The following is a 24,682-nucleotide window of genomic DNA, read 5'->3' on the forward strand; positions in this document are numbered from 1 at the left end:
CCGCGGCAGGTTTGTTTTCGAATAAGGATTGTGCCCCGTGAATGCCGCCCTGTACCGGCTGATAACCGAAAATCCGCTTTCCCGGTCGATCCTGGCACCTGCCATCCGGGTGGAAGATATCGTCGCGGATGCACCTGACCTGGTCGAAGGGTCAACCGAGGCCGGACAGGCAATCATCAATGCGCTGGCAAAAGGCCACAGCATCGACTGGACCGCCGGTGGCAATGGTCCCGCGGCCCGTGATGCGCATGGACTGCTCTGGCTGCGCGACCTCCGAACGCTTGGTTCTGACAGTGCTGCGGCAACGGCCCGGCGACTGATGCTCGACTGGATTTCCGCCGGAGAGAATCAGAAAAGAACCCCGTTCCTGCCGGCTGTCATTGCCATACGGCTGACAAATCTGCTGCGGGCCCGGTCAATGCTGCGTTCCGGAGATCCTGACACTGACGCCGCCTATGCGGATCTGGTCAGCCGGGATATCCGGCGTCTCCGCATTCTCGCTGTCCTGCCGCAGACCCCACTCGACAAGTTACAGATCGGTCTGGCGCTGCTGTCCGTTACCGCTTCTGTCGGACGCCAGAAGGAACTGGGCAGGAAGGGGCTCAAACTTGCCCTCGCCGGCCTGAAGGGCCTGCAGCATCCGGATGGGGGCGCAACCCAGCCCGGCGCAGGCTATACCTACCTTCTGCTGGAACATCTCGTCATCCTGCGAACGGCGCTGCGGGCTGGCGGAGGCACCATTCCCGCCCCCCTGACCGAAGCGATCGAGCGGGCGGCGGGTGCTGTCAGAACTTTGCGCCATCCTGATGGCGGTCTGCTTGGATTCAGCCGGGGGCCGGTCCTGTCATCCCAGCGGATCGGTAAGCTGCTCTCGGCAAGCCGTACACCGGCACAGGCGGTCACATTGCTGGCGGACAGCGGTTATGCACGGGCGTCAGCCGGTGACGTCATGGCATTCCTGTCCGGCAACATCACCACACCGGGATTGCCGCTGGAAATTTCGGCAGATGGACGACGGCTGATCCTGTCCCGGCCCGATACCGGCCTGTCCGGGTTGCAGATTGCCCGTGCCTCTGGCAGCAACATCAAAACCGAAGACCTCCAGACCAGCATCTCTGATGAAGGACATGTGCTGAGTGCAAAACAGACCATCGGAAAACTGGTTCAGGAACGAACTGTCTTCCTGCCCCGCAAAGGCGCAGATATTCGTGGCGAGGACAGCTTCCGGTCCACCTCAAAAACCAGCAGCCAGCCGGTTGCCATTCAGTTTCATCTGCCCTCCGGCGCCGATGTTGTACCCAGCAGCGACGGTACGTCTTTCATCATAAGGCCGGGCGAACGGCGACCCGGCTGGCGTTTCAGATATCGTGGCGGTGAGGTTGTGATTGAGGAAACCATCGACCCGGCATCCGGAAGACGGGCACCGACGCTGGTGCTCAGCACCGCCCTCGAAAATGGTGCCGGGCAACTGAACTGGGGTTTCCGGCGGATCGAAGGTTGATATTCCGGCTTTTCGGGGCTTTATCAGGATAAATTCACAACGCCGCAGACTGAAAGCCCGCCACGAATGAAACGTCAGATCCTTAATCTGCTGGTCGGACTGCTCCATGCGATGGCCCGGGGTCTTGACCGGCTCATTCAGGCACTGACCGGCAGACGTCAGATGCTGCAGAGCGGGCTCGCCGAGCGCCTCGCGCCCGTGCATGAGCAGGCAACAGCATACGGTACCATCCGGCTGGCAACCCCTTCCGAGGCCTGTCTGATGCGGGCCGAAACCCTGTTCACCAAAGAACCGGACATGATCGACTGGATCGACAGTTTTCCGGAGGATTTCGTACTCTGGGATATCGGGGCCAATGTCGGTATCTATTCGATTTATGCCGGCCTGAAAGGCGGCGGCCAGGTGTTTTCCTTCGAGCCGGAATCAGCCAACTACTGGGTGCTGAACCGCAATATCCATCTGAACGGTCTGGACGGACATTGCACCGCCTATTGCCTGCCCCTGTCAGACCGGGCCGGGGTAACACGGCTGGCCCTGCATACCACGATGATCGGCGATGCCCTGCATAACCTCACCGGCGTCGACGGGCTTGTCGACACGGCCTCAACGCATCATCAGGGTGCCGTCACGATTACCGCAGATGAAGCGATCACGACCCTCGGCATACCGGCGCCGACCCATCTCAAGATCGATGTCGACGGGGCAGAAGCCCTGATTATCCGGGGTGCCACCAACCTGTTGCGAAATCCGGCGCTTCAGTCGATTCTTGTCGAACTTGATGATATTGCGGTTGATCCCGGCCTGGAAGTTGCCAACGCCCTGACCGACGCAGGTTTCGTGATTGCATCCAGTCAGGCATCACCCATCGCAACCGGGCGGTTCGCCGCCATAAAAAATTATATCTATGTCCGTGGTGACACCGTCCCGCCGACTGACACATAAGGAGCAAACCATGTATTTCGCAATCCAGTGCATCGACAAGCCGGACCACAGCCATGTGCGGGCAGAAACCCGCCCGGTTCATCTCGACTATCTTCGTTCAAAGGTTGGACAGGTCTTCTGCGCCGGCCCCCTGCAGGATGAAGCCGGCAGCGCCATCGGCAGCCTGATCATCATGGATTTTGCAGACCGTGCGGAAGCCGAGGCCTTTGCCGCCGGCGACCCCTATGCAAAGGCTGGCCTGTTCTCCACGGTCACCATCACCCGCTGGGCAAAAGCCCTGCCGGCTGACTGAGGGAAATGAGACATGGCATACTGGCTGGTTAAATCCGAACCTGGTTCCTGGTCATGGGACGATCAGGTGAAGAAGGGCGTCGAACACTGGGACGGCGTTCGCAACTACCAGGCTGCCAACAACATGAAGGCCATGAAAACCGGTGATCTCGCCTTCTTCTATCATTCCGTCAACGAAAAACAGATTGTCGGGATCGTCGAAGTCGTGAAGGAATATTACCCCGACCCGTCAGACGCCAAAGGGCGCTTCGGGATGGTTGACTTCAAGGCGGTGAAGCCCTTCAGAACGCCGGTGACACTCGCCGAAATCAAGGCGGACGAACGGTTGCAGCATCTGGCACTGGTTCGTCAGTCGCGTCTGTCCGTAACGCCGATTGACCCTGAGGCCTGGACGTTGCTCTGCTCGCTCGGTGGCGTCACCCCCTGATGGCTGTCTGGCGCGATGACGGGGCTGCCGACCTGTGTGCGGCAGACGAACTGGCGGAAATGGATGCCCGTCCGTTCGAACTGGAACGCAATGGCGCCCGGTATCCTCTGCTCGCCGTCCGGACAGGCGACGATATCCATGTCTATCATAATGCCTGTCCGCATATCGGCGTGCCGCTGCACTGGGGAACGGAAGGCATGATGAACCTGCAGGGCACCCACCTGATCTGCTCGACCCATGGCGCGCAGTTCAGGGCTGGTGACGGCTACTGCATCATCGGCCCCTGCAAAGGGCAGAGCCTTGGGAAAGTCCCGTCCCGGATCGAGGATGGCCGGGTTATCGCTGAGTTGCAGCCGTAACCACCACCTTCCATGTCCTGCAAACAATGCAGGGATTCAAAAAACACAGTTGTCCGTATTTTCAGGCAACGTATGATCTGATCTCCCGTCCCGGATTCGGGGCAGCAAACCTGGTTTGTAATGGAAATTCGGTTTCCTATGTGGCTGCGGGTGGTCGACCGCCCGGGGGCACGTGTCTTCGCTGCCCTGTCAGGGATGGAGTCGTTTTCGCGCGCCCTGATTGCCGGTGTCATGCCGCTGGAGGCCTATCGCCTGCTAGAGACAGCAGCGAAGGTCAGTCAGGCCTATGCCATTGTCGGTGGTTTCTCGCTGATCGTCAGCCTGATGGTACCGCTGATGATGCGGAAGGTCCGGCGAAAATGGGTCTTCAGTGCGGGCTGTCTCTGCATGGTGGCGGCCCCCCTGCTGATGATTACCGGCGAAAAGCTCCCCTTTCTTGCGGGACTTCAGTTTCGGTCCCTGGCCGTGGTCTTCGCCAATATCGCGCTGAACCTCTATATTCTTGATTACATCCGCCGGAAGGAATTCCTCGTCGCCGAACCGAAAAGACTGGCGGCGATGGGCTTTGCCTGGTGTATCGGGCCGGGTATCGGCATCTGGCTGCACAAGGAGTTCGGTGCCCTCTACGTATTCGTGCCCAGTGCCATCGCAGCGATGATGACGCTGTTTTATTTCTGGTACCTTCGCATGAAGGACAATCCCATGGTGGCTCCCGCAAAAGGCAAGCCACCAAGCGCCATGGCCAACATTCGCCGGTTCATATCGCAGCCCCGAATGCGTCTGGCCTGGGTTATTACCTTCACGCGGTCCAGCTTCTGGACAACATTTTTCGTCTATCCTCCCTTGTCGATCATCAAGGCCGGTGGTGATCCGATGATCGCCGCCGTCATGCTGTCGGCAGGTCAGGGACTGCTGTTTCTGGCCCCTGTCTTCGGACGCCTCGGCGGGCGTATCGGTGTCCGTCAGGTTATCACCGGCGCGCTGATTTTAGGTGGTCTGGCAACCATCGCCGGGGGATTCAGCGCACCCTATCCGATTGTGACGGCCCTGCTATTCTTCCTCGCGGCTGGCGGCAATGCCGCGCTGGATGCGGTCGGTAATATTCCGTTCCTGCGGGCGGTTCACAGCTACGAGCGTGCGGAAATGACTTCGGTATTCCGGACCTATATCGAGATGTCCCAGTTGCTGCCGCAGGCGATCTTCACGCTGGCGCTGGTTTATCTGCCATTTGAGTCCGTCTTCTATCTGCTTGGGGCGTTTTTCCTGTTCACCGCCTGCCTGTCGCGCATGTTGCCCAGACGATTATAGCTTTGCCATTGATCTGACCCGCAGACTGCCTAATTCAGCTATCCGGATTATCCCTCATTTGAGAGGCCGGAGAAATAGGCTACAGTGGCGATATGAGTGAGATACAGGCAATGGAAATGCGCGTCGCACGCTTCAGGATCGGCGATATCGTCCGGCACAGGGTCTACCCGTTCCGCGGGGTGATCGTCGATGTCGATCCGGAGTTCGCCAATACGGACGAATGGTATGAGTCCATTCCGGCCGAGATGCGCCCGAAGAAAGATCAGCCTTTCTATCACATCCTCGCTGAAAACGAGGAGACGACCTACAATGCCTATGTGTCGGAACAAAACCTGATCCCGGACAGCCCGGACCCGGTTTCACATCCGGACATCCCCGAGTTCTTCGATGATCTGGTTGATGGCCGCTATGTCAGCCATGAACGGGCCATGCACTGAGGCCCTGACGCGAGCCGCTTCGCTGCTGCACCGGGGACACTGTATTCCGGGAAATCAGTCGGTCGGTTTGTGATATTCCGGTACCAGCCCGGCAATCACAGTCGAGACAACCTCAAGATTGCCCGTCATTGCTGCCTGCCGGAGATGTTCGACCGCATCCGTGATTGCCACCCGTTCAATCGTCCGCGGCTCCGCCAGCAGGATACCGGAAACTGCGGTCTCCACCAGTGGTTCGCCGCCGTGAATCAGCTCTTCATAGAGTTTCTCGCCGGGGCGCAGACCCGTGAATTCAATCTTCACATCCTCATCCGGCCGCAGACCAGCGAGACGGATCATCTGGCGGGCCAGGTCGACAATCCTGACCGGCTGCCCCATATCGAGGACGAAGATCCGTCCCGGTGCACGGGCATCGAGACAGGCCGTCTGCAACACCAGTTCAACCGCTTCCCGGACCGTCATGAAATACCGGGTCACTTCCGGATGGGTTACCGTCAGCGGCCCGCCCGCCTTCAGCTGGCGTTCAAACAGCGGAACAACCGAACCGGTCGATCCCAGAACATTACCAAAGCGGACAGTCACGAAATCGGTTCCCGTGTTGTCACGGTCCAGCGACTGAACATAACATTCAGCAATCCGTTTCGACGCCCCCATGATATTCGTCGGGTTGACCGCCTTGTCGGTCGAGATCATCACCATTTTCGGCACCGCCGCGGCAACGCAGGCATCCGCCACATTGCAGGTTCCGACCACATTGGTCAGCATGCCCTCAAGCGGATTCATCTCGACCATCGGGACATGTTTCAACGCCGCCGCATGAAAGACCACATCCGGCGATTCCGACTGCATCAGTGACAAAATCCGGGACCGGTCACGCACATCGGCAAGAACAGTCCGCCGGGCAACATCCGGGAAGGACTGCCCGATCTCCTGATCCACCTGATACAGGTTGAACTCACCATTCTCGACCAGCGTAATCATTGCCGGTCCGAACTGACAGATCTGGTGGGCCAGTTCGGATCCGATGGTTCCTCCGGCGCCCGTTACCAGCACTTTACGGTCACAAAGCAGGGAAGCCATGGCCTTGCGGTCCAGCACCGCCTGCGGGCGCCCCAGCAGGTCTTCAACCGCAATCTCGCGCACTTCCAGACGGTCATCGCTGCCCAGGCCTTCCCGCAATTCACCCGGGTCTGGTGCACGGGCCAGTGTCATGCCCAGTTGATCTGCCACAGCAAACAACTCGCGCACCCTCTCTCCCGGCAAGCCTTCCTTGGTCAAAACCAGCCGCTGCGGCCGGTTACCTCTGGCCGACAGATCAGTCACCACACGCTCAATATCACTGCTGGCCCCGATGACCTCATGCCCGCGAATAACCCGCCCGACACGACCCGGCGTATCGCTGACGATGCCAACAACTTCATAGGCACTTTCGCTGCGGGCCAATGACTGCAGGAACAGGTCTGCCTCGTCACCGGCACCTACCAGCAGAATCGGAATCCTGCGCTCCGTCGACTGCATCCGGGAAAGCTCGATCCGGCGGTCCTTGGCCATACGGTACAGAAATCGCGGCCCGCCGAGCATGGCCATCAGCAAGAACCAGTTGATGACCAGAAAGGACCGGGGCAGGTCTTCAAGCCGGGTCAGAAAAAACATCACCGGCAGGAAAATCAGGATGGTCAGTGTCGAGGCCTTGGCAATAGCGGTCAGGTCCATCAGCGAGGCATAACGCCAGACGCCGCGATAAAGCCGGCTGCGCCAGAACACGACACCGCCGATTGCAGCAAAAATCAGCGACCAGCCAACAATGGATGTGATCGGATAGAACGTCAGCACATCACCAAGACGCAGATACAGGGCAAGCGGCAGCGACAGCCCGGCCATGATCACGTCATGGCCGAAAGCGATATAGCCCTTGCTGAAGGATGTTGTTCTGGTGCGCATTTGTCCGGATTACTGATTCACAGATCGCTGGCGATAAACCAATCGACTGTTGCCTGCAATCCCTGTTCTACCGTGAAAGGAGGCTGCCAGTCGAGTTCCTGACGGATCAGGCCGTCATCGAGACAAAGTGAGCCGGTGACCCGCCGGGCCATATCACCCCGCCCGGCCAGACCTGCGGCACAGGTCAGCATAGCCGGCGGAAAGGGCAGCAGGCAGGCCCTCCGCCCCATCGCCGCAGAAATCCGGTGCAGCAGGTCAGGCATCGACAGGTCTTCACCATCACGGATCAGAAAAGTCTGGTTCGCAGCCTTCGGATGTATCATCGACTGATGAACAGCATCGGCAAGGTTGCCGACATAAAGCAGGCTGCGGGCGTTCCGGACAGACCCCAGCGGCAACGGCAGACCCCGCCGGCAAAGCCGCAGCAGCGACAGGAAATTCGCCTTCACCGCCGGGCCATAAATCAGCGGTGGCCGCAGGATCACGACCTCAAGTCCCGTCGATCCGGCGATGTCCCGCAAACCTTCCTCGGCTTCCCATTTTGACAGGCCATAGGGATCATCCGGAGGAGACAGGACTGCTTCCCTGTAGGGACCGGCCTCGGTTTCCTCGCCATTCACCTTGATGCTGGAAAGGAACACCAGACGACGGACCCCGGCCTCTGCCGCCTGTTTGGCCAGTTGCAGGGTACCATCCCGGTTGACCTGGCGGAACGCCGCCAACGGATCGTCAGCCGTATCCTTCATGATATGCGCGCGCCCGGCGAGATGAACGACCACATCGATATCTGCCAGCGCCTGACGCCAGTCTGTCGCACCGTCAATTTCCCCGACGACCCGGCAGGATGCAGCCCCGTCCGGCACCTGTTCCTGCCGCGTTGCGGCGATAACCTGATGCCCTTTATCGGTTAGATAGCGGCAAACCGGCGGGCCGGTAAAACCCGTGGCACCCGTTACCAGCACCCGCAACTGCGTCACGCCGTATGATCCCTGCCAGCCGTCGCTCCCCGGCCGGCAATGACCTCATCCAGCACATCGATAAACTGTCGCGCCTGCGTCTCGCGGCTGTGCAGGTTTGCCGCAGCATGGCTGTTCGCAGCAAGTGAGGTGCGCAGGGCCTCATCATCCAGCAGACGTAGCGCCGCATCGGCCAGTGCTTCCGGATCTTCCGCGGCAACCACAAGCCCGGCTGCATCATCGTGAACAATCGCGGTCGCTTCACCTTCGGGTGCTGCAATCAGCACCGGCAGCCCCATACCCATTGCCTCGAAAATTTTCGAGGGAATAACTTCGGCAAAGGTCGGGGAGTCCTTCAGATGTACCAGTGCAACATTGCACAGGCTCCAGACGGCAGGCATCCGTTCCTTCGGCTGCATCGGCAGAAAACGCATCTGCTTTCCCGCCACACCGGAAGCCGTGGCCCGCTCGATCAGCATTTCCCGTTCCGCACCTGCACCGGCCAGCATGAAGACAACCCGGTCCTCGCCCCGCTGTTTGAGAACCTCTGCCGCGCCCACAACATTTGATAAGGCGTGGGCCATGCCGTGCGTGCCGACATATCCCACAACAAACCGGTCGGTCAGGTCCCATTCTTCTGCCAGTTCCGCATCCCGGTCACGGGGGGCATAGCGCGGCAGGTCGACCCCGTTGATGACAATCGCGATCTTGTCGCCATCAATATTCCGGGAAACCAGGTCACGTTTGAAAGACCGGGTCAGGGCAATCACCGCCGCTGACCGGCGATACAGGAACAGCTCCAGTTTCTCGAACAGGCTGAGCAATGTGCTTTTCTTCATCGCACCAACTGCCGTGATCGACTTCGGCCAGATGTCACCCAGTTCAAAAACAAACGGGGTGCGCCGGATCAGGCCGGTAAACCAGCCCGCCACCGCTGAAAAGAACTGCGGCGATGTCGCCACAACCACATCATGCCGGGCCTGAAAAATGCCGGCGACGGACCCGGTAAAGAAGAAACTGATGAAGTCGGCCATACGCCGCAGGGTTCCCCGGTTGGCCGCAATATAGGTTTTCACCCGTACAACCCGGATACCGGACATCTCCTCCGTCTGATACCAGGCATTGCGGTAGCCGTCATAAACCCGGCCTTCCGGGAAATTCGGGGCACAGGTAATCACCGTCACCTCATGCCCCCATTTCGCCCAGTAACAGGCACGTTCGAAAACCCGTGTCGCTGCAGCATTCGTCTCGGGTGGAAAGTTCTCGGTAAAAAACAGAATGCGCATCAGTGGGGTTGCCTGTTGAGATGGAAAAGCAGCCCACAGACCAGTGCGACTGCAACCAGCAAGCCTACTCCCGGAACTCCGTTAACGGAATAGGCAGCACAGCCAATCAGGCCCGTATTTGTAACCGCAATCACCCGGACCACCGCCACCGGGCCACGGCCATGTTCATTCGATGCCCGCTGATAGAAATGCTCCCGATGGGCGAGCCATACCTTTTCTCCACGAAACAGGCGTTTCAGCAGGGTAATGGTCGCATCTGCCAGGTAGTAAAGGGGCAGGATAACGGCGGCTTCCGGGTGCCCGTACAAAGCCATCCAGAGCAGCGCCGCCCCCAGCATGAAACCAAGTGGAATGCTGCCGACATCACCCAGAAATATCCGGGCCGGATGCCGGTTCCAGACCAGAAACCCGGCCATCGCACCGGCAGCGGCAACCGCAAACAGGGTGGTTTGAGACCAGCTGGCCGGCATCCCGGTCAGCCACCAGACGATACCGGTACCAGCACCGACGGAAATCGTCTCGATTGAGGAGATCCCGTCAATTCCATCCATGAAGTTGTAGAGATTGATGAACCATATCCACCCCAGTCCGGCCACGGCCAGCACCAGCCCGTAAGGCAGATAAGCGGGCATCGGCACCACATCGACCGCCAGATAAAGGGCAAAAACCACAACACCGGCCTGCAGGACAAAGCGAACAGCCGCAGGTAAAGGCCGGGCGTCATCCACCACGGAAACAACAGCCAGGATAACTGTCGACAGCAACAGACCCGTCTCCGCTGCCCCCCCGCCAGCCGGTCCGAAAACCAGCAAACCAGCCCAGATAGCCAGCATGACCCCGATTCCGCCGCCACGCGGCACCGGTTTCGTGTGGCTGGAACGCTCGTTCGGCAGATCGGGAAGCCGGTTCACCAGCACAGGAATCGACAGGCGGACAAACAGAATGGCCAGAACACAGCACAGGACTGCCGTGACAAGCAGATCAGACAGTCTCCCGTCCTCCATCATCATGCTCCACCGTTGCCGCAAAGGCGAAGGACAGGAAAACCGCACCCAGCCACCAGTTCTGCCAGGCCCCGAAACTCAGGGAAGCCGTCCCGATAATCGCCACCGCCTGACCAAACAGTAACGCAGTCTGTGCCCGGCTGCGCCCGACGGATCCGATCCATTGCAGCAACAGTACCAGAACAGCCGCCAGCATCGCCATACCAACAGCACCAAGCTCCAGCCAGATTTGCAGGAACCAGTTATGCGGATGTAGCGGCATCAACTGTTCAACGAACTGGATACTGGATCCGTCCGGTTCCGTCACAAAGACCTCAACCTCGGTATTGCCGCCGGGAACATGGCGGGACGAATCCAGCCCCCAGCCGAGGACGGGCTTTTCAGCAATCCGTTCTGCGGTGAACTGCCATGTCCGGAACCGGTGCATGGCGGAATTCGGAAACGGATTATCATATGTGTAATGCGTCTGAAGCGGCGGCACCTGATTCGGGATGACCGGCATCAGAATGGCAATAATACAGACGGAAAATGCAGCAAGTCGCAATGCCCAGCGCCGGAACAGCATATACAGCAGGGCAGCAAACAAACCGGCGCCCGCTGCAATCGCAGCACTGGAGACTGAAACAAACACAATGGCGGCAAGACTACCGAGAACGGCTGCTGCCGCGAGAAGCCGACGACCTGAAGACAAGGCAATTGCGGCAATCGGGAACAGGAATACACCCAGCAGACTGGCCGCAGGTTTGATGAAGTTCATATCCGCCAGAGGAAGGTCACGATTGATCTCTCCGAAACGGGCGATGCGGTTCAGGGTGGCACCCGTCAGATATTCAAATGCCAGCAAGGCCAGCGTTACCCCGAATCCGATCAGACAGGCCTGCCGCAGCAGATAGCGAGCTCTGGCATTGGAGTGGCGAATGGCCGCCAGCAGAACAACACCCCCCAGCAGCACCGCCCCCAGCGTCAGGGCGACCTTCAGACTTCGTGCCGGGTCAACCGACCAGAAAGCCGACAGCATGCCGTAACCGACAAACGCCAGCAACGCCCCCCCGACCGCCAGACGCGACCGGTGCGAGGCAATCAAATTCCGGACACCCGAGAGATCCAGCGACAGCAATGCGCCGAGAACCGCCAGTATGAATGCCGGAGCCAGCCCCTTCGAAGATACAACCGAAACCGGCAGGGCGATCAGAAGGGCCGTGATCAGCATCAGCCTCCCGATACGGGATACCAGTCTGTCAGAGGCGACCGTCATGTGAGATAGGCCTGTTCCAGTGCCCGTGCGATGCGTTCACCGGCCTGCCCGTCCCAGAATTCCGGCTGCCGCCCGGTCTTGCCACCTGATGTCAGAACCTCATCCACCGCCCGGACAATCGCCGCCGGATCATTGCCAACGAGATAATTGGTGCCTTCAGAAATGGTGATCGGGCGCTCTGTATTCTGCCGCAAGGTCAGACAGGGAATGCCAAGTGCCGTGGTTTCTTCCTGCAGACCGCCGGAATCCGTCAATACCAGCTTCGCGCCTTCAATCAGGCCCAGCATTTCAAGATAGCCAAAGGGCGGACAACTGATGATGCCGCTTTTCGCCAGCAGGTCAGACAGGCCAAACCCTTCAATCCGGGAGCGGGTGCGCGGATGAATACCAAAAACAATACTCAGGCGGTCAGACAGACCCGCCATACAATCAATCAGCGAGCGCAACACAACCGGATCATCAACATTTGACGGCCGATGCAGCGTCAGCAACGCATAGGGCTGCCCGGCCGGCAGCCGATCACCCAGTGTAGTGGCAGCAGATGTTGCCCGGCGGACGTTCTGAAGCACACTGTCGATCATCACGTTACCGACAAACTGCACCCGCTTTTCATCCACCCCTTCACGACGCAGATTGTCGAGTGCCGAACATTCCGTGATGAACAGAATATCTGAAATACTGTCCGTGATGACACGGTTGATCTCTTCCGGCATTTCCCGGTCATAACTTCTGAGACCGGCTTCCACGTGAACGACCGGCACGCCCTTCTTTGCCGCAACCAGCGCACAGGCCACCGTGGAATTGACATCGCCAACAACAATGACCGCAACAGGCGCAACCTCATCAAGCACCGGCTCGAACTTGATCATGACTGTCCCGGTCTGCACCGCATGGCTGCCGGAGCCGACTTCCAGCCGGTAATCCGGCTGCGGAATGCCGAGATCAGTGAAGAACCGGTCATTCAGGTCCGGGTCATAATGCTGACCGGTATGAACCAGTACCACATCAAAGATATCCCGTGCCTTCAGAGCAGCAATGATTGGTGCAACCTTCATGAAATTCGGGCGCGCACCGGCGACACAGATAAGGCGGGGTTTACGGGTCATGAGTTCACCGGCTTGCGGGCAATCAGGGCGATATTCTTGCCGGCAGGGGCAGGAATCAGGGATTCAACGAAACGGGTTACCGGCACGCCGACGCTGTCATACAGCTTTGCCATCGCCGGATTGATCTCGGTCGCCCCCATCAGGCGGTTCACCAGATACCAGGGCAGAATACCCAGCATGTCGCAATAGGTTGCCCGGGCAATCTCGAACCCGGCCTGACGCACCAGAGCCGTCATGGCAGGCTTGTGATAGCGCCGGTAATGACCAACCAGCCGGTCCAGCGGACTGAACAGAAAGCTGAGTGCCGGGACATAGAGCAGCAGATGACCACCCGGTTTCAGCATCCGGTAAAATTCTGCCAGTGCCGCCGCATCATCTTCGATATGCTCCAGAACATTCACCAGCAGGATCGTGTCATAGCTGGCATCCGCGACAGTGGGTGTGAAATCTTCGAGGGTCGAACCGGTCACTGTCACGCCGGGCTTGTCGCCATGGCGTTCGCGCAGCCTCGGGACAAGATTTTCCGAGGGCTCGACCAGATCCATACCGGTGGTTTGGGCCAGCGCCCAGTCGGCATTGGCACCGATACCGGCCCCAATCTCCAGTGTCCGTCCGGAAAGGCCGGGCGTCAGCAGATCAGCGATCCAGGCATAATAATTCGGCAGCCCGGACAGCGCCTCAAGATCACGTCCCTCGTAACTCGGACTCACATCGCCGGGTGCTGCGGCATCAGGTACAGGCCGGGTCATGCCTGATCGTGCTCATTCTTCGCCGGTATAGACACCGTCGGTCCAGCCGAGGAAACGACCAAGGCCGTCTTCCAGCGTCACGGACGGTGCATAATCCAGTTGCAGGCGCGCCTTGCGAATATCCGGGCAGCGACGGTTCGGCTCATCCGCCGGATAGCTGTCAGGATAGTCAATGACATCGCATTTAAGATCGCGGCCCAGCACCTTTTCCAGACTCTGCGCCAGTTCCAGCACGGAAATTTCCGGCTTCGGATTGCCGATATTATAGGCCTCACCCGGGACACCACGGGCAATCACCCGCAGGAAGCCGTTGATGGCATCGGTAATGTAGCAATAGGTCCGTGTCTGATTGCCGGAACCATAAACACGAAGCGGCTTGTTACCCTTGATCCGGCTGGCGAAGTTCGGCAGCACGCGATAATCGGCTTCCTGCATCCCCGGACCATAGACATTGAACGGGCGGATCGTGTTGGTCGCCAGCCCCTTGGTCTCATGGAAGATATAGCAGAGCGTCTCACCGACCCGCTTGCTCTCGTCATAGCAGGCGCGTGGTCCCTGACAGGACACATTGCCGCGATAGCTTTCCGGTGTCGGCACATATTTGCCGTCCGGATCACCATAAATTTCCGACGAGGAGAAGAAGGTGAAGCGTGCGTCCTTCTGTTCCGCCAGCTCCAGCATCAGCCGGGTGCCGGTGGTCGCAACTTCCAGCGTCTCCAGCGGATAACGGCGATAATAAAACGGGCTGGCAATTCCGGCAGCCTGAATCACGAAATCAACCGGCTGGTCGGTCACAAACGGTGTGATGACGTCATGCCGGTAGAACTCGACATTCGGCGTTTCCGGCATATCACCTGCCTGACCGGCTGTGATCAGATTGTCGAGGGCAATCAGCTTGCAAGGCTTGTCCAGGGTGGTTTCGTTCAGACGAACGAACACCGCCGTAAAGTAACGACCGAGGAAGCCCCGGGCACCACTCATCAGAATGGTTTTACCGGAGAAGTCCTGGGCGACGGGCCCAAGCAACTTGATGATGTCGTCGATATCGCTGTCGAGATAAAAATCGGCCATGGATCAGACTATTCGCACGCTGGGGAGGGGGACGATGAATCTGCCGCCTTCATCACAGAAAGCCCGGTGCTTGTCCATGATCGAATCGGCAAAGTTCCAGGCCAGAACGACAAGATCATCCGGCTTTCGCCCGGAAATCGCTGTCGCCGGCAGGACCGGAATATGTTTTCCGGGGCTGTACAGCCCCTGCTTCAGAGGGCTGTCATCGATGATGAACTCGATGTCGGCAGCCTCCAGACCAAACTGATACATCAGCGTCGTCGCCTTGGCTGGCGCACCGAATGCGGCAATCCGCCGACCCTGTGCACGGGCATCACGAATGATTGCCTGCAATTCCTGCCCCACGGCTTCAATCTTTGCCGCAAAGGCTTTCAGCGTCGCCGGGTCATTCAGACCCGCAGCCTTTTCCAGTGCCACCAATTCGCCAACGCTGGCGGTAACTTCAGCCCGTCCCGCCTTGCGCACATATCCGCGCAAAGACCCGCCATGCGTGCCAATCCGTTCCGCAGCCACCAGTTCCAGACCATACTTGCGGAAGAACCCGATCAGCGGGGCAACCGTGTGATAGGCAACATGTTCATGATAGATCGTATCGAACAGGGTGTTCTCATAAACATCCAGCAGGTAGGACACCTCGAAGACGAACACCCCGTCGTCATGCAGCAGATCGGCAATACCCGCCGTGATCCCGCCGAGGTCATCTGCGTGGGCGAACACATTATTCGCCGTGATGACATGGGCCGCCCCGCGATCTGCGCGCAATTGCCGGGCCAGCGCCTGATCGAAGAAACTGTTCAGCGTTTCGATACCCCGTGCCGTGGCATCCGCCGCAATCGCCCGGGCCGGATCAACACCAAGCACTGTCAGGCCCTGCTGCTTGAAGAAGCCCAGCAATGTCCCGTCATTGGAGCCGATATCAAGCGCCAGCGCACCTGCAGGCGGTGCATAATCAGCGACAACCTTGCCCGCGTAATCTTCGAAATGCTTCACGAAAACCGGCGAGGTGCCGGAAACATAGACGTAATCGGCAAACAGGATTTCCGGATCGACCACATCCAGCAACTGCACATGGCCGCAGGCATTGCACTGGAACAGGTCCAGCGGAAACACGGCCTGCACCTCATCCAGCCGGTCAGCCGGGACAAAGGCATTTGCCGGCGGCGTCGGGGCCAGCCCCAGAACCAGTTCCAGGTCGTTACTGTTGCAAAGACGGCAGTCATCTCTGCGATGACAGGCGGATTTACTTGTCGTCATCAGGAGTCCAGGTCAGCGCGCCGTCCGTATCGATCATATGGATACGCACGACATCTTTCTCATAGCTTTCCTGATCGCGCGGATTACGCGACAGGGTCAGAAACGTGCAGTCCTCGGGAAACTTCATGGCGTGATCAACCATCGGCGGGGTGAACACCATCTGGCCCTTGGTAATCATCAGCATTTCCGGCTCTGCCTCGCTGCCGGTTTCACGATGGTAATATTCCATCGACCCGTCGAGAACATAACAATAATGCCAGTCCGTCAGATGGTAATGCTGGGCACGGATGGCACCGGCTTTCGATTCAATCAGCACCGCCGACTTCATCAGCATGTCGACCAGCGGCTTGATCGAGCCGCGCACATCGTCGAACGGCTGCTCCAGCGCAACAATCGGGTGCTTCGGCCAGCTCTCGCGTTCCTCGTCCGTTACCGGGTCGATGGTGGATTTATCAGACATCTCAGTCTCCGTCAGTTGGCGGCGCGAAACAGCCGCATCTTCAATATGGTCCAGAGCACCGGCAACGCATGATGCCAGCGGATCTTCTTGCCGTCTTCATAGGACCGGCCGTGATAACTGACCGGCACCTCGTAAATCCGTCGGCCACGGCGTGATGCCAGCGACAGAATTTCCGCATGCTGTTCCCAGCCCCGCGTCTCCAGTTCATCAGCGGAAACCAGTTCCCGGCGATACATCAGATAGCAGGAATAGGTATCGGTGAAGGTGGTGTTGTTCAGGATATTGAACGCCAGCGTAATGACGTTGTTACCGATCTTGTGCCAGAAATAATGCACCCGTGTGATCTTTGGCGCCAGCATCCGGCTGCCCATCACCAGATCCGCATCATGGGCCGCGATCGGCATGACAAGATCGGCATATTCGTTGGGGTCATATTCCAGATCCGCATCCTGAAACAGGATGTAATCCCCTTCCGCCGCCTTCAGCCCGGCAATGACGGCAGAACCCTTGCCGCCATTGTCCTGCCGCACCATCACATCATAGAGGTCGCTGTTTTCCGCCAGCAGTTCCGGCGTGGAGTCGCGGGAGCCATCATCCACAACGATGATATTGAATTTGAAACCGGCGACCTTTTGCTTACGGACAGAGCGCAGCAGGTCGAGAATGGTGGCTTCCTCGTTATAGGCAGGCACCAGCACATCAATGACAACCGGTTTGCGACGCTCAGCCACGTTCAGAGTCTCCTGTAAGTGCTCTCTGACGCTGCGCTGGCAGATAGAGCCTCAGTGCGGCCAGCGGTAATCTGCAAAGCATCAGAATGATATCCCCCGGAATACGCATGATCTCGGTTTTCTCCCGATGGGCCGCAACAGCCTGCAGGTGGACAATCAGCGTCCGTTTCATCACATCAGCCAGCGCCACCATTTCGCCCGCCCCGCGCAACCGCCAGGCCTGCTGATACAATGACAGCATGGAACAGTCGCGACGCTTCGCGACATTGCCTGTAATACCCGAATGTCCCCCGGTGTAAACCGTCAGTGGTTCTTCCAGCACGACAAGCCTTGCCCCCGGCTCTCCCAGTATCTCGATCCAGAGATCATAATCCTGTGCAGCAGGCAGCCGGTCATCGAAGCCGCCGGCGCGGAGAACCGCATCACGCCGGGCCAGAACGGTGGAGGTGCCAACACTGCCATAGAGGAACTGGTCATGCAGACTTCGCACCGGATTGCCGAGACGCCGGCTGGAGCGCAGACGCTGTGTCTGGCCATCCGCTGTCACCAGGTCGAAATCCGTGCAGACCAGACGAACAGCCGGATCCTCAAAGGCTGGCAGACAAAGCTCGATCTTCTGTTCCAGCCAGCGGTCATCCGCATCCAGAAAACCCAGAAACGGTTGCGTTGCGACCTCAATCGCCCGGTTACGGGCAGCCCCCGCCCCCCTGTTCGGTTGCGTCACCAGAACCAGCCGGGACGGCAGGAGGTTTTCAATTTCTGCCTGAACAACTGCCGCCGTTGCATCCGTCGACCCGTCATCAACGACGATGATTTCAGCCGGAGGCCGGGTCTGCGCCGCCAGTGACGCAAGGGCGCGGCCAATGCTGCCCGCCGCATTGAAGGCGGGCATGACAACGGAAACCGGGGACAGCATATCAGGCGGCATCCATCAGGTCCTGAAGGCTGCCGGGCGCTGTTGAGAAGCCCTGATCGATCTGGGACAAAATGGTCAGTTCCAGCATCAGCAACGCATAGACCCGATGGCCATGCCGGTCCGGATCGGCCAGCAGATGGTCGATTCCTTCAACGGTCCAGTAGCCACGGTCGAGGGCTGAAGGCCGGGTCAGTATGCGGCGGGCCAGATCGCCCAGCCCGCTGCGTATCCAGACCGGAACCGGCGAGGCAAAGCCCTGTTTAGGCGCGTCCGTTACCGAGGCCGGCAGATATTTGCGGGCCAGTGCCCGCTCGATACCCTTTGCTTCTCCGCCGGGGGTACGCTGGTCTTCCGGCAGGGCGAGGGCAGCTTCAACCAGCCGGTGATCCAGTAACGGCACCCGGCCTTCCACACTCCAGGCCATGCTGGTGCGATCCAGCAGGGTCAGCAGGTTATCGACGAGATAACTGCCGATATCTGCCGCCAGACCGGCAGCCTGCCCGTTGCCGCCAAAGGCTTCCGCCAGACGGACATGGGCAGCTATCGTCACGGGATGACGATTGCCGATCCGTCGTAACATCGGTTCCGGGAAATAAGTGGAATGGGCATGCACATAGGCCCCGCGATTTTGCTGAAACAAGCCGGTCCGGGAAAGCTGCCAGGCCCGCATCGGATCAGCCAGACCAACAACCGGCTCCACCAGATACCGGCGCAGAATATCCGGCAGCATGCCATAGCGCTGTTCAATCCCGGTCGGGAAATAACGCATATAGCCGGCAAAAATCTCATCGCCACCAGTGCCGTTCAGGACAACCCGCAGTTCTTTTGACAATTCCCGGTGGATCAGGTCGTTCGGCAGCAGGGCCGCATCCGCCAGCGGCTCATCATTATGCCAGGCCAGATGCGCCAGATGGTCGAGGATCGAGGTCTGGGACAGGCTGAGACGGCTGTGATCGGCACCATACCGTGCCGCAACTTCTGCGGCGACCGGGGCCTCATCATAGGCAGCGCCCTCAAACGACACCGTAAAGGTACGCAGCGGCCCGCCCGCATGCTCTGCCGCACGGGCCACCACCAGCCCGCTGTCGACCCCGCCGGACAGCAACGCCCCTACCGGCACATCACTGCGCAGTTGCAGGCGCACCGCGTCACCGATCAGCCGGTCGATCTCCTCTGCTGCTTCCGCCGCATCGCGGGGCAGATCGCTGGCAGCATGAGGTTGCCACCAGACTTCCTCCTGAATGTCCCCCTCTGCGCTGACCCGCAGACGACTGCCGGGAGCAAGCTTGTTCACCCCGCGATAAAGGGTCTGAGGATGCGGAATAAATCCGTGGGTCAGATAAGGCTGGATTGCCGTCTCATCCAGTTCCGCCCGGATCAGACCGGAGGCAAACAGGGCAGCCGCTTCTGAGGCATACAGAATTGCCCCGCCCGGCAGACGCGCCCAGTATAATGGCTTGATTCCCAGACGGTCACGGGCCAGCAGCAGGCTGTGTTCGCGTCGGTCGAACAGTGCCAGCGCAAACATGCCATTGAGCTGATGCAGAAAATCCGGCCCCTGTCTGGCGGCAAGGCCAAGGATTGGCTCCATATCACCACTGGTGGAAAACTGTTCCCCTTCAGCGGCGAGAGCGGCCCGAAGTTCGAGATAGTTATAAATCTCGCCATTACCGGTCAGCACATGCCGGTCATTGATCAGGGGCTGGTCACCGCCCGCAACATCAATAATGGCGAGACGGGCAAATCCGGCGCGGAACCGGCGGTCATCCGCGGTCCAGACCCCCGTGCCATCCGGCCCGCGATGGCCGAGCCGGGCCAGCATCGCGCCCAGGTCAAGATCCGGCGGCGTTGCATTCCGGGGTACAAACAGACCGGCAATACCACACATCAGACAGTCACCAGTTCGAGGTTGAGTTCAGCCGGCAGTTTCATCGCCGCAGAGATCGTAATCACCGTCCCCCCGACATTCCTGCCATAGGCTACCCAGACCTTCGCCGGTGACAAGGTCATCGCCCTGTCGGCCATCAGCCGGAAGCGGTGGATACCATCGGTCAGAATAATGTCATCACCTTCCGCTGACGCCTCCAGCGTTGTGTAGAGCCGCCGGACGATCTGATGCCGTCCCTTTCCCTCCAGCCGGTCGCTGATCCGCAAGGACGTTCCGTCCATCTGCCAGCGGCGGGTCAGTTGTCCGACGCCGCGCAGACGGCTGAAGCCCTGATGTGTCAGGGTCAACCCGTCAGCCTCCCGTCCAGCAACCGGAGGAGCCGCAATCACCGATTTTCGAAACGTCTCACTGTAATAGGGCCGGTTCACCGGATAGGGATCGGCTTCGTCGACCAGCAGGGTGTTATGTGCCCGGCCGGAACGATAGAAAGCGGCCTCACCTTCCTCGCCATAGGCCCCACGACCGGGGTCGACGAAAACCTGCGTCTCCCCGACATGCAGTTCAAACCCGCCGAGATCCTGATGACCATGCCCGGGATAGAACGGCCAGCCGCCGGGAGCCGCATGAACCAGCAGCGACCAGTCCCCGGATTTATGAACATACCAGCCGCTGTCAGCAACGGCCTCCATATCCGGGTCCGCAACGGAATCCCGCAGGGCAATGCAGGCCGCACGGTCATCGTCGCTGAGCGTACCGGTCCAGCCCTGCGACGCATTATGGCCCGGCAGCAGCCCCAGCAGAAAGGCCGGCGGACAATCCGGCGAGATATCCCCGACAAGCGGTATCGGTCGTACCTCCGCCATTCCGGACGCAGCCACAACATCAGACAGCATCCCCTGCCTCATCCCGGACCCGATCCGGGATCCATCTCTCTGGCTCTCCGGGTCTGTGGACAGGGATCCTGAAACGGGTTCAGGATCAGGGGGGCTTGCTGGAAAGACTGTGCCTGTGCCAGCAAAGAGGCGGCAGGGCGGCAGAATACGGGTCAGGATGTCGCGCAGGGCCTCTGCGGCTTCATGACCGGCCCGACGGGCGGCCAGCCAGCAATCCATATACTGACGGCAGAGCAGCAACTGATAATGGCTGGAACCTTCCCGCAGCATCCCCGACCGGTCAAAAATGCGATCTGCTTCCCGTGTCAGAATCAGCGCCCCGCTGGCCGCCATACCGGCATCGCCCACCGCCAGCCCGATCCGAAACAGCCCGCGGCCATTATTGGCGAGATGATTATAGGTGTTCAGTTCACCAAAATATTCCAGGCCATCTGAAATTGCCCGGCCATGCAGATGCAGAATATTCACAAAGTCAGCGACATCACCCGGCGCACCGTGACGGCTGGCAAAATCGATCATATTGACCGCCCGTTCCGTCGCCGTATAGGCATGCCAGGCCCAGCCCTGCGGGTCATCCCCAAACCCGGTCAGCCACTCCTGCCAGAGGGCCGCAACCCAGTCCGGCGATGGCTGGCAGACCGGCAACCAGGCAAACCGGTGCAAAGCCAGGTAATCCTCAAGATCATCGAAACTGCGATGAAACAGGCCGGAAACACCGTTCGCTGTAACGGTCAGGTCTGTACCGGCCAGACGGATCACACAATCTGTTGCAGGCGGTGCAAAGACTGAAGAGCGAAAGAAGGGGGTCTCAGGATCAGGGGAGCCGACGGAGATCGTCTCAAGATAGGGCGGACGCTTGCCCGCAATTGACGGAGCCGCCAGAACATCCTTCTGACCGAGCAGTCGCCGGAGCAACCATCGCTGTAGTGTCGGGTCTGACGCGACCTGACGGGATTTCCTGAGCAGGGCAGCAATCAAGATTGTAATGCCAAAACCATTTCACCAGACCGACAGGGACAACCGTATCACGCAGCGCGACCTTCGTGCAGGAAACTGCGGCAGGCGTCGGCGAAGCGGTCATCATTATCGTAAGGCGCCCGGAACAGGGTTCCGTCCCGGCCCGGCAGGATCAGCGTGACGCTGTTGCGGCCAATGTTCTTCTTGTCCTTCGACATCGCCCGGCGCATCGCATCGACATCAATTTCAACCGTCTCAAAACCGGCATAGTTGGTCCGGAAGGTCGGATGTGTACGCCGGAACTGATCGTCACCGGCAACGCCCAGACTGGCCGCCACATGGTTTGCCATATCCATGCCCATGGTCACCGCAATGCCATGCGGGACCGCATAGTTGGTGACGGATTCGATGGCATGACCGAAGCTGTGGCCATAATTGAAAATGTTGCGCCGCGCCTGATCGAACTCGTCTTCCTCGATATATTCCTTCTTGATATCGAGCGACGACCGGATCCACTTCTCCAGCACCGGCCCGCGTTCCAGCAAGCCGTCATATTCTGCCGCCAGCGCGTCAAAAGCAGCAGGGCCGGCAATCGCATGGGCTTTCAGGATTTCACCGATACCGGAACGCAGATCCCGTTCATTCAGCGTCTTCAGGAAATCCGTGCAGATATAGATTTTCCGGGCCGGATTGAAGGTGCCGAGAATATTCTTCGTCGAACCGCTGTTGATGGAGCTTTTCGAGCCGATGCAGGAATCCGCCTGTGCCAGCAGGGTGGTCGGGAAGAAATGCCACTCGACACCCCGCAACAGAGTGCTGGCCAGAAAGCAGGTGATGTCCTGAATGATACCGCCGCCGATGGCGACAATGCACTGGTCACGGCGCAGCTGGGCATCGACAAGCTGATCGACGAAACCCGGCATGGCTTCCAGCGACTTGTTGGTTTCCTTCGCGTCGATCCGGACCACCGGCCAGCCTGCCAGCGCAGCCCCGATACGGTCCTGATAGAGGTCAGCCACATGGGCATCAATCAGCACCACACCGCTTTCCGGCAGCAGGCCAGCCATATTGTCGATGGCATCTTTCCGGAAATGCACCTCATACGGTCCCTTGTGGGACTGAATGATCATCTGGTCAGACACGGGTAAACCCTCCGTCGATAAGAATATTCTGGCCGCTGATATAGCTGTTTTCCGGTCCCGACAACCAGGCCACCAGTGCCGCGATTTCCTGCGGCTGTCCAAGACGCCCGGCCGGCACCTGCGCCACCAGTTCGGCGATACCATCATCCCCCAGCACCTGCCGGGTAAGATCCGTATCAATGAAACCGGGAGAGACACAGTTGCAGAGCACCCCGGCACCCGCGACCTCTGCCGCCAGTGCCGCCGTCATGCCGTCGACCGCAAACTTGCTGGTCGAATAAGGTGCCCGTCCTGCCTTCGAGATATTGCCCCAGATCGATGCAATGGTAACGATACGCCCCCATCCCCGCTGCACCATGCCGCCGACAACCGCGCGGGCAAGAATAAACGGCGCTTCCACATTCACCTTCTGAACGCGCCGGAAATCCTCCGGGTCGATCTCCGCAAACGGGCTGACCTTGTTGATCCCGGCATTATTGACCAGCACGTCAATGCCACGGGTCGAGATGGTTTCGGCAAAAGCCGCCGTCGATGCCTGATCCGTAAAATCAACCTGCCAGTAAGCGGTCCGTTTCGGGCCCTTGCCGTCCGGTCCCGTACCGGTGACATAGACTTCCGCGCCATCATCGCGCAGCCGTTCCGCAATGGCATATCCGATGCCGCGTGTACCGCCGGTCACCAGCGCACGCTTGCCGGTCAGGGGAAGTTTACCGGTCATGATCTTTTCTCCGCCACGATGTTCCAGCAGAAACCGAAATGCCGTCCGATGGCGAGCTCCAGCTTTGATTCCGGCAGGAACTTCTTGCCATAGATCGGGATACCGCCGGGATGCGGCTTTGTTCCCGTCTTCTCCAGCCACCAGTCGCGAATCTGCGTCATGCGCGGGATGGTAACATTATCGAACTGAAAACTGGACTTGCGCAGGCTCTTCATCTCGAAGGCAGCCATTACCTCGTGAATTTCTTTCGCCGAATAAACCCGTGTCACCGGGTTCCGGACATCCCCGAACTTTGGTTTGCCCTCGGTCAGACGCCCGACCCAGTTGGCTTCCGGCCAGCGAAAGAACTCCAGCGTCAGCAGGGCACGCGGCAGCACGTTGCACCAGTAGACGGAGCTGTGCCGGGCATAGAGCATCAGCACTGCCCGCCCACCCGGTTTCAGCACCCGGTTGACCTCGGCAATGCAGCGATTGGTATCGTCGGAATGATGCAGCACGCCGTTCGAATAGACGAAATCGAAGCTGTTATCCTGAAACGGCAGGTTCTCGGCATCCGCCTGATAGGCCTGCCCGCGGCCCGGCGCCAGGATCGAGAATTTCCGCATGGTCGCCGCGGCACGTTCGATGGTGATATCGGCGGCAGTCACCTCTGCCCCGTGGCGCAGGAAGACACAGGAATGCGCACCCGCGCCCGGTCCGATTTCCAGCACGGTTTTGCCGGCCAGATCATCCAGCGGCATTTCCTCGGTACAAAGATGCTCCCGCAACCGGAACAGGTCTTCGACATCCGCAATCCGGCGGTTGAGTTCCGCCTGATCGACGCCCTCTTCATGGCCCTCATAAAGCTGGCGATAAAGGTCACCCCACCAGGCCTGAATATCGCCTTTGACCTCACCACCGGTAAAGTCTGACAGCAGCGAGGCAAAGCCCCCTTCGCCATCCAGGGGATAGCCCGCCCCGCAGGACGAACAGACCAGTGACGCACCGTCACCGGCAATCGTCAGCCCGTCATGATGACAGGCGGGACAGCGCAGGCGCTCGCCTGCGTCGCGCCGCACACGTTGTTCAGTTTCAGACAGCAAGGTTCGTCAGA

The 24,682-nt window shown here is 59.4% G+C and carries 24 protein-coding genes; 7 read left to right on the plus strand and 17 right to left on the minus strand.

The genetic code is table 11. The features are described from left to right. Positions 1-37 precede the first annotated feature (37 nt). The 7 genes from GH722_04285 (at position 38) to hspQ (ending at position 5,265) form a co-directional block, all read left to right on the plus strand. Positions 38-1,501, plus strand: a complete 1,464-nt coding sequence (locus GH722_04285) for a hypothetical protein (GenBank protein ID MRG70975.1) — start codon at positions 38-40, stop codon at positions 1,499-1,501. Positions 1,502-1,567: 66 nt separating this feature from the next. Next, positions 1,568-2,443: an FkbM family methyltransferase gene (locus GH722_04290; GenBank protein MRG70976.1), complete on the plus strand. Its 876-nt coding sequence runs from the start codon at positions 1,568-1,570 to the stop codon at positions 2,441-2,443. Positions 2,444-2,453: 10 nt separating this feature from the next. Further along, entirely contained in the window at positions 2,454-2,735 is a 282-nt protein-coding gene (locus GH722_04295) for a hypothetical protein (protein ID MRG70977.1), read from the plus strand. A gap of 12 nt (positions 2,736-2,747) precedes the next feature. Then, a complete protein-coding gene (locus GH722_04300; protein MRG70978.1) occupies positions 2,748-3,161 on the plus strand; it encodes an EVE domain-containing protein in 414 nt (137 codons plus the stop codon). Then, complete coding sequence (locus GH722_04305; protein MRG70979.1) at positions 3,161-3,520, plus strand: Rieske 2Fe-2S domain-containing protein; 360 nt, start codon at positions 3,161-3,163, stop codon at positions 3,518-3,520. The genes GH722_04300 and GH722_04305 overlap by 1 nt, the downstream gene beginning before the upstream one ends. A gap of 120 nt (positions 3,521-3,640) precedes the next feature. Next, positions 3,641-4,828: a hypothetical protein gene (locus tag GH722_04310; protein ID MRG70980.1), complete on the plus strand. Its 1,188-nt coding sequence runs from the start codon at positions 3,641-3,643 to the stop codon at positions 4,826-4,828. Between the two features lie 110 nt (positions 4,829-4,938). Beyond that, on the plus strand, positions 4,939-5,265 hold the full coding sequence (hspQ, locus tag GH722_04315) for a heat shock protein HspQ (GenBank protein ID MRG70981.1): 327 nt from the start codon (positions 4,939-4,941) through the stop codon (positions 5,263-5,265). A gap of 54 nt (positions 5,266-5,319) precedes the next feature. Here hspQ and GH722_04320 read toward each other — a convergent pair whose 3' ends face one another. From GH722_04320 to GH722_04400, 17 genes are read right to left on the minus strand one after another with little or no spacing between them, the layout of a single operon-like run. Then, a complete protein-coding gene (locus GH722_04320) occupies positions 5,320-7,203 on the minus strand; it encodes an NAD-dependent epimerase/dehydratase family protein (GenBank protein ID MRG70982.1) in 1,884 nt (627 codons plus the stop codon). Positions 7,204-7,220: 17 nt separating this feature from the next. Continuing rightward, the gene (locus GH722_04325; GenBank protein MRG70983.1) at positions 7,221-8,171 is read right to left on the minus strand and encodes an NAD-dependent epimerase/dehydratase family protein; all 951 of its coding nucleotides are present in this window, start codon (positions 8,169-8,171) and stop codon (positions 7,221-7,223) included. A gap of 5 nt (positions 8,172-8,176) precedes the next feature. Next, positions 8,177-9,445, minus strand: a complete 1,269-nt coding sequence (locus tag GH722_04330) for a glycosyltransferase (GenBank protein MRG70984.1) — start codon at positions 9,443-9,445, stop codon at positions 8,177-8,179. Continuing rightward, positions 9,445-10,455 carry a glycosyl transferase gene (locus tag GH722_04335; GenBank protein ID MRG70985.1) on the minus strand — a complete coding sequence of 337 codons (1,011 nt, stop codon included), beginning with the start codon at positions 10,453-10,455 and terminating at the stop codon, positions 9,445-9,447. The genes GH722_04330 and GH722_04335 overlap by 1 nt, the downstream gene beginning before the upstream one ends. Beyond that, on the minus strand, positions 10,427-11,704 hold the full coding sequence (locus tag GH722_04340; GenBank protein MRG70986.1) for a hypothetical protein: 1,278 nt from the start codon (positions 11,702-11,704) through the stop codon (positions 10,427-10,429). The genes GH722_04335 and GH722_04340 overlap by 29 nt, the downstream gene beginning before the upstream one ends. Next, complete coding sequence (locus tag GH722_04345; GenBank protein ID MRG70987.1) at positions 11,701-12,810, minus strand: UDP-N-acetylglucosamine 2-epimerase (non-hydrolyzing); 1,110 nt, start codon at positions 12,808-12,810, stop codon at positions 11,701-11,703. The genes GH722_04340 and GH722_04345 overlap by 4 nt, the downstream gene beginning before the upstream one ends. Continuing rightward, positions 12,807-13,559 carry a methyltransferase domain-containing protein gene (locus GH722_04350; protein ID MRG70988.1) on the minus strand — a complete coding sequence of 251 codons (753 nt, stop codon included), beginning with the start codon at positions 13,557-13,559 and terminating at the stop codon, positions 12,807-12,809. The genes GH722_04345 and GH722_04350 overlap by 4 nt, the downstream gene beginning before the upstream one ends. A gap of 12 nt (positions 13,560-13,571) precedes the next feature. Then, positions 13,572-14,630 (minus strand): NAD-dependent epimerase/dehydratase family protein, encoded by a 1,059-nt coding sequence (locus GH722_04355; GenBank protein ID MRG70989.1) that lies wholly within the window; start codon positions 14,628-14,630, stop codon positions 13,572-13,574. 3 nt (positions 14,631-14,633) lie between these two features. Then, positions 14,634-15,884: a methyltransferase domain-containing protein gene (locus tag GH722_04360; GenBank protein MRG70990.1), complete on the minus strand. Its 1,251-nt coding sequence runs from the start codon at positions 15,882-15,884 to the stop codon at positions 14,634-14,636. Next, positions 15,871-16,344 (minus strand): hypothetical protein, encoded by a 474-nt coding sequence (locus tag GH722_04365; protein ID MRG70991.1) that lies wholly within the window; start codon positions 16,342-16,344, stop codon positions 15,871-15,873. Before GH722_04365 ends, GH722_04360 begins: the two co-directional genes overlap by 14 nt. A gap of 11 nt (positions 16,345-16,355) precedes the next feature. Further along, on the minus strand, positions 16,356-17,075 hold the full coding sequence (locus tag GH722_04370; GenBank protein ID MRG70992.1) for a glycosyltransferase: 720 nt from the start codon (positions 17,073-17,075) through the stop codon (positions 16,356-16,358). Then, on the minus strand, positions 17,068-18,003 hold the full coding sequence (locus GH722_04375) for a glycosyltransferase (GenBank protein ID MRG70993.1): 936 nt from the start codon (positions 18,001-18,003) through the stop codon (positions 17,068-17,070). The genes GH722_04370 and GH722_04375 overlap by 8 nt, the downstream gene beginning before the upstream one ends. Continuing rightward, positions 17,993-19,879 (minus strand): asparagine synthase (glutamine-hydrolyzing), encoded by a 1,887-nt coding sequence (asnB, locus tag GH722_04380; protein MRG70994.1) that lies wholly within the window; start codon positions 19,877-19,879, stop codon positions 17,993-17,995. The genes GH722_04375 and asnB overlap by 11 nt, the downstream gene beginning before the upstream one ends. Then, positions 19,879-21,750, minus strand: a complete 1,872-nt coding sequence (locus GH722_04385; GenBank protein MRG70995.1) for a hypothetical protein — start codon at positions 21,748-21,750, stop codon at positions 19,879-19,881. Before GH722_04385 ends, asnB begins: the two co-directional genes overlap by 1 nt. A gap of 47 nt (positions 21,751-21,797) precedes the next feature. Next, the gene (locus tag GH722_04390) at positions 21,798-22,859 is read right to left on the minus strand and encodes a 3-dehydroquinate synthase (GenBank protein ID MRG70996.1); all 1,062 of its coding nucleotides are present in this window, start codon (positions 22,857-22,859) and stop codon (positions 21,798-21,800) included. A 4-nt stretch (positions 22,860-22,863) separates the two neighbouring features. Further along, positions 22,864-23,589: an SDR family oxidoreductase gene (locus tag GH722_04395; GenBank protein ID MRG70997.1), complete on the minus strand. Its 726-nt coding sequence runs from the start codon at positions 23,587-23,589 to the stop codon at positions 22,864-22,866. Further along, entirely contained in the window at positions 23,586-24,671 is a 1,086-nt protein-coding gene (locus GH722_04400) for a methyltransferase domain-containing protein (protein MRG70998.1), read from the minus strand. Before GH722_04400 ends, GH722_04395 begins: the two co-directional genes overlap by 4 nt. Positions 24,672-24,682: the final 11 nt, after the last annotated feature.

This window comes from Alphaproteobacteria bacterium HT1-32 (assembly GCA_009649675.1).
Classification (GTDB): Bacteria; Pseudomonadota; Alphaproteobacteria; order Rhodospirillales; family HT1-32; genus HT1-32.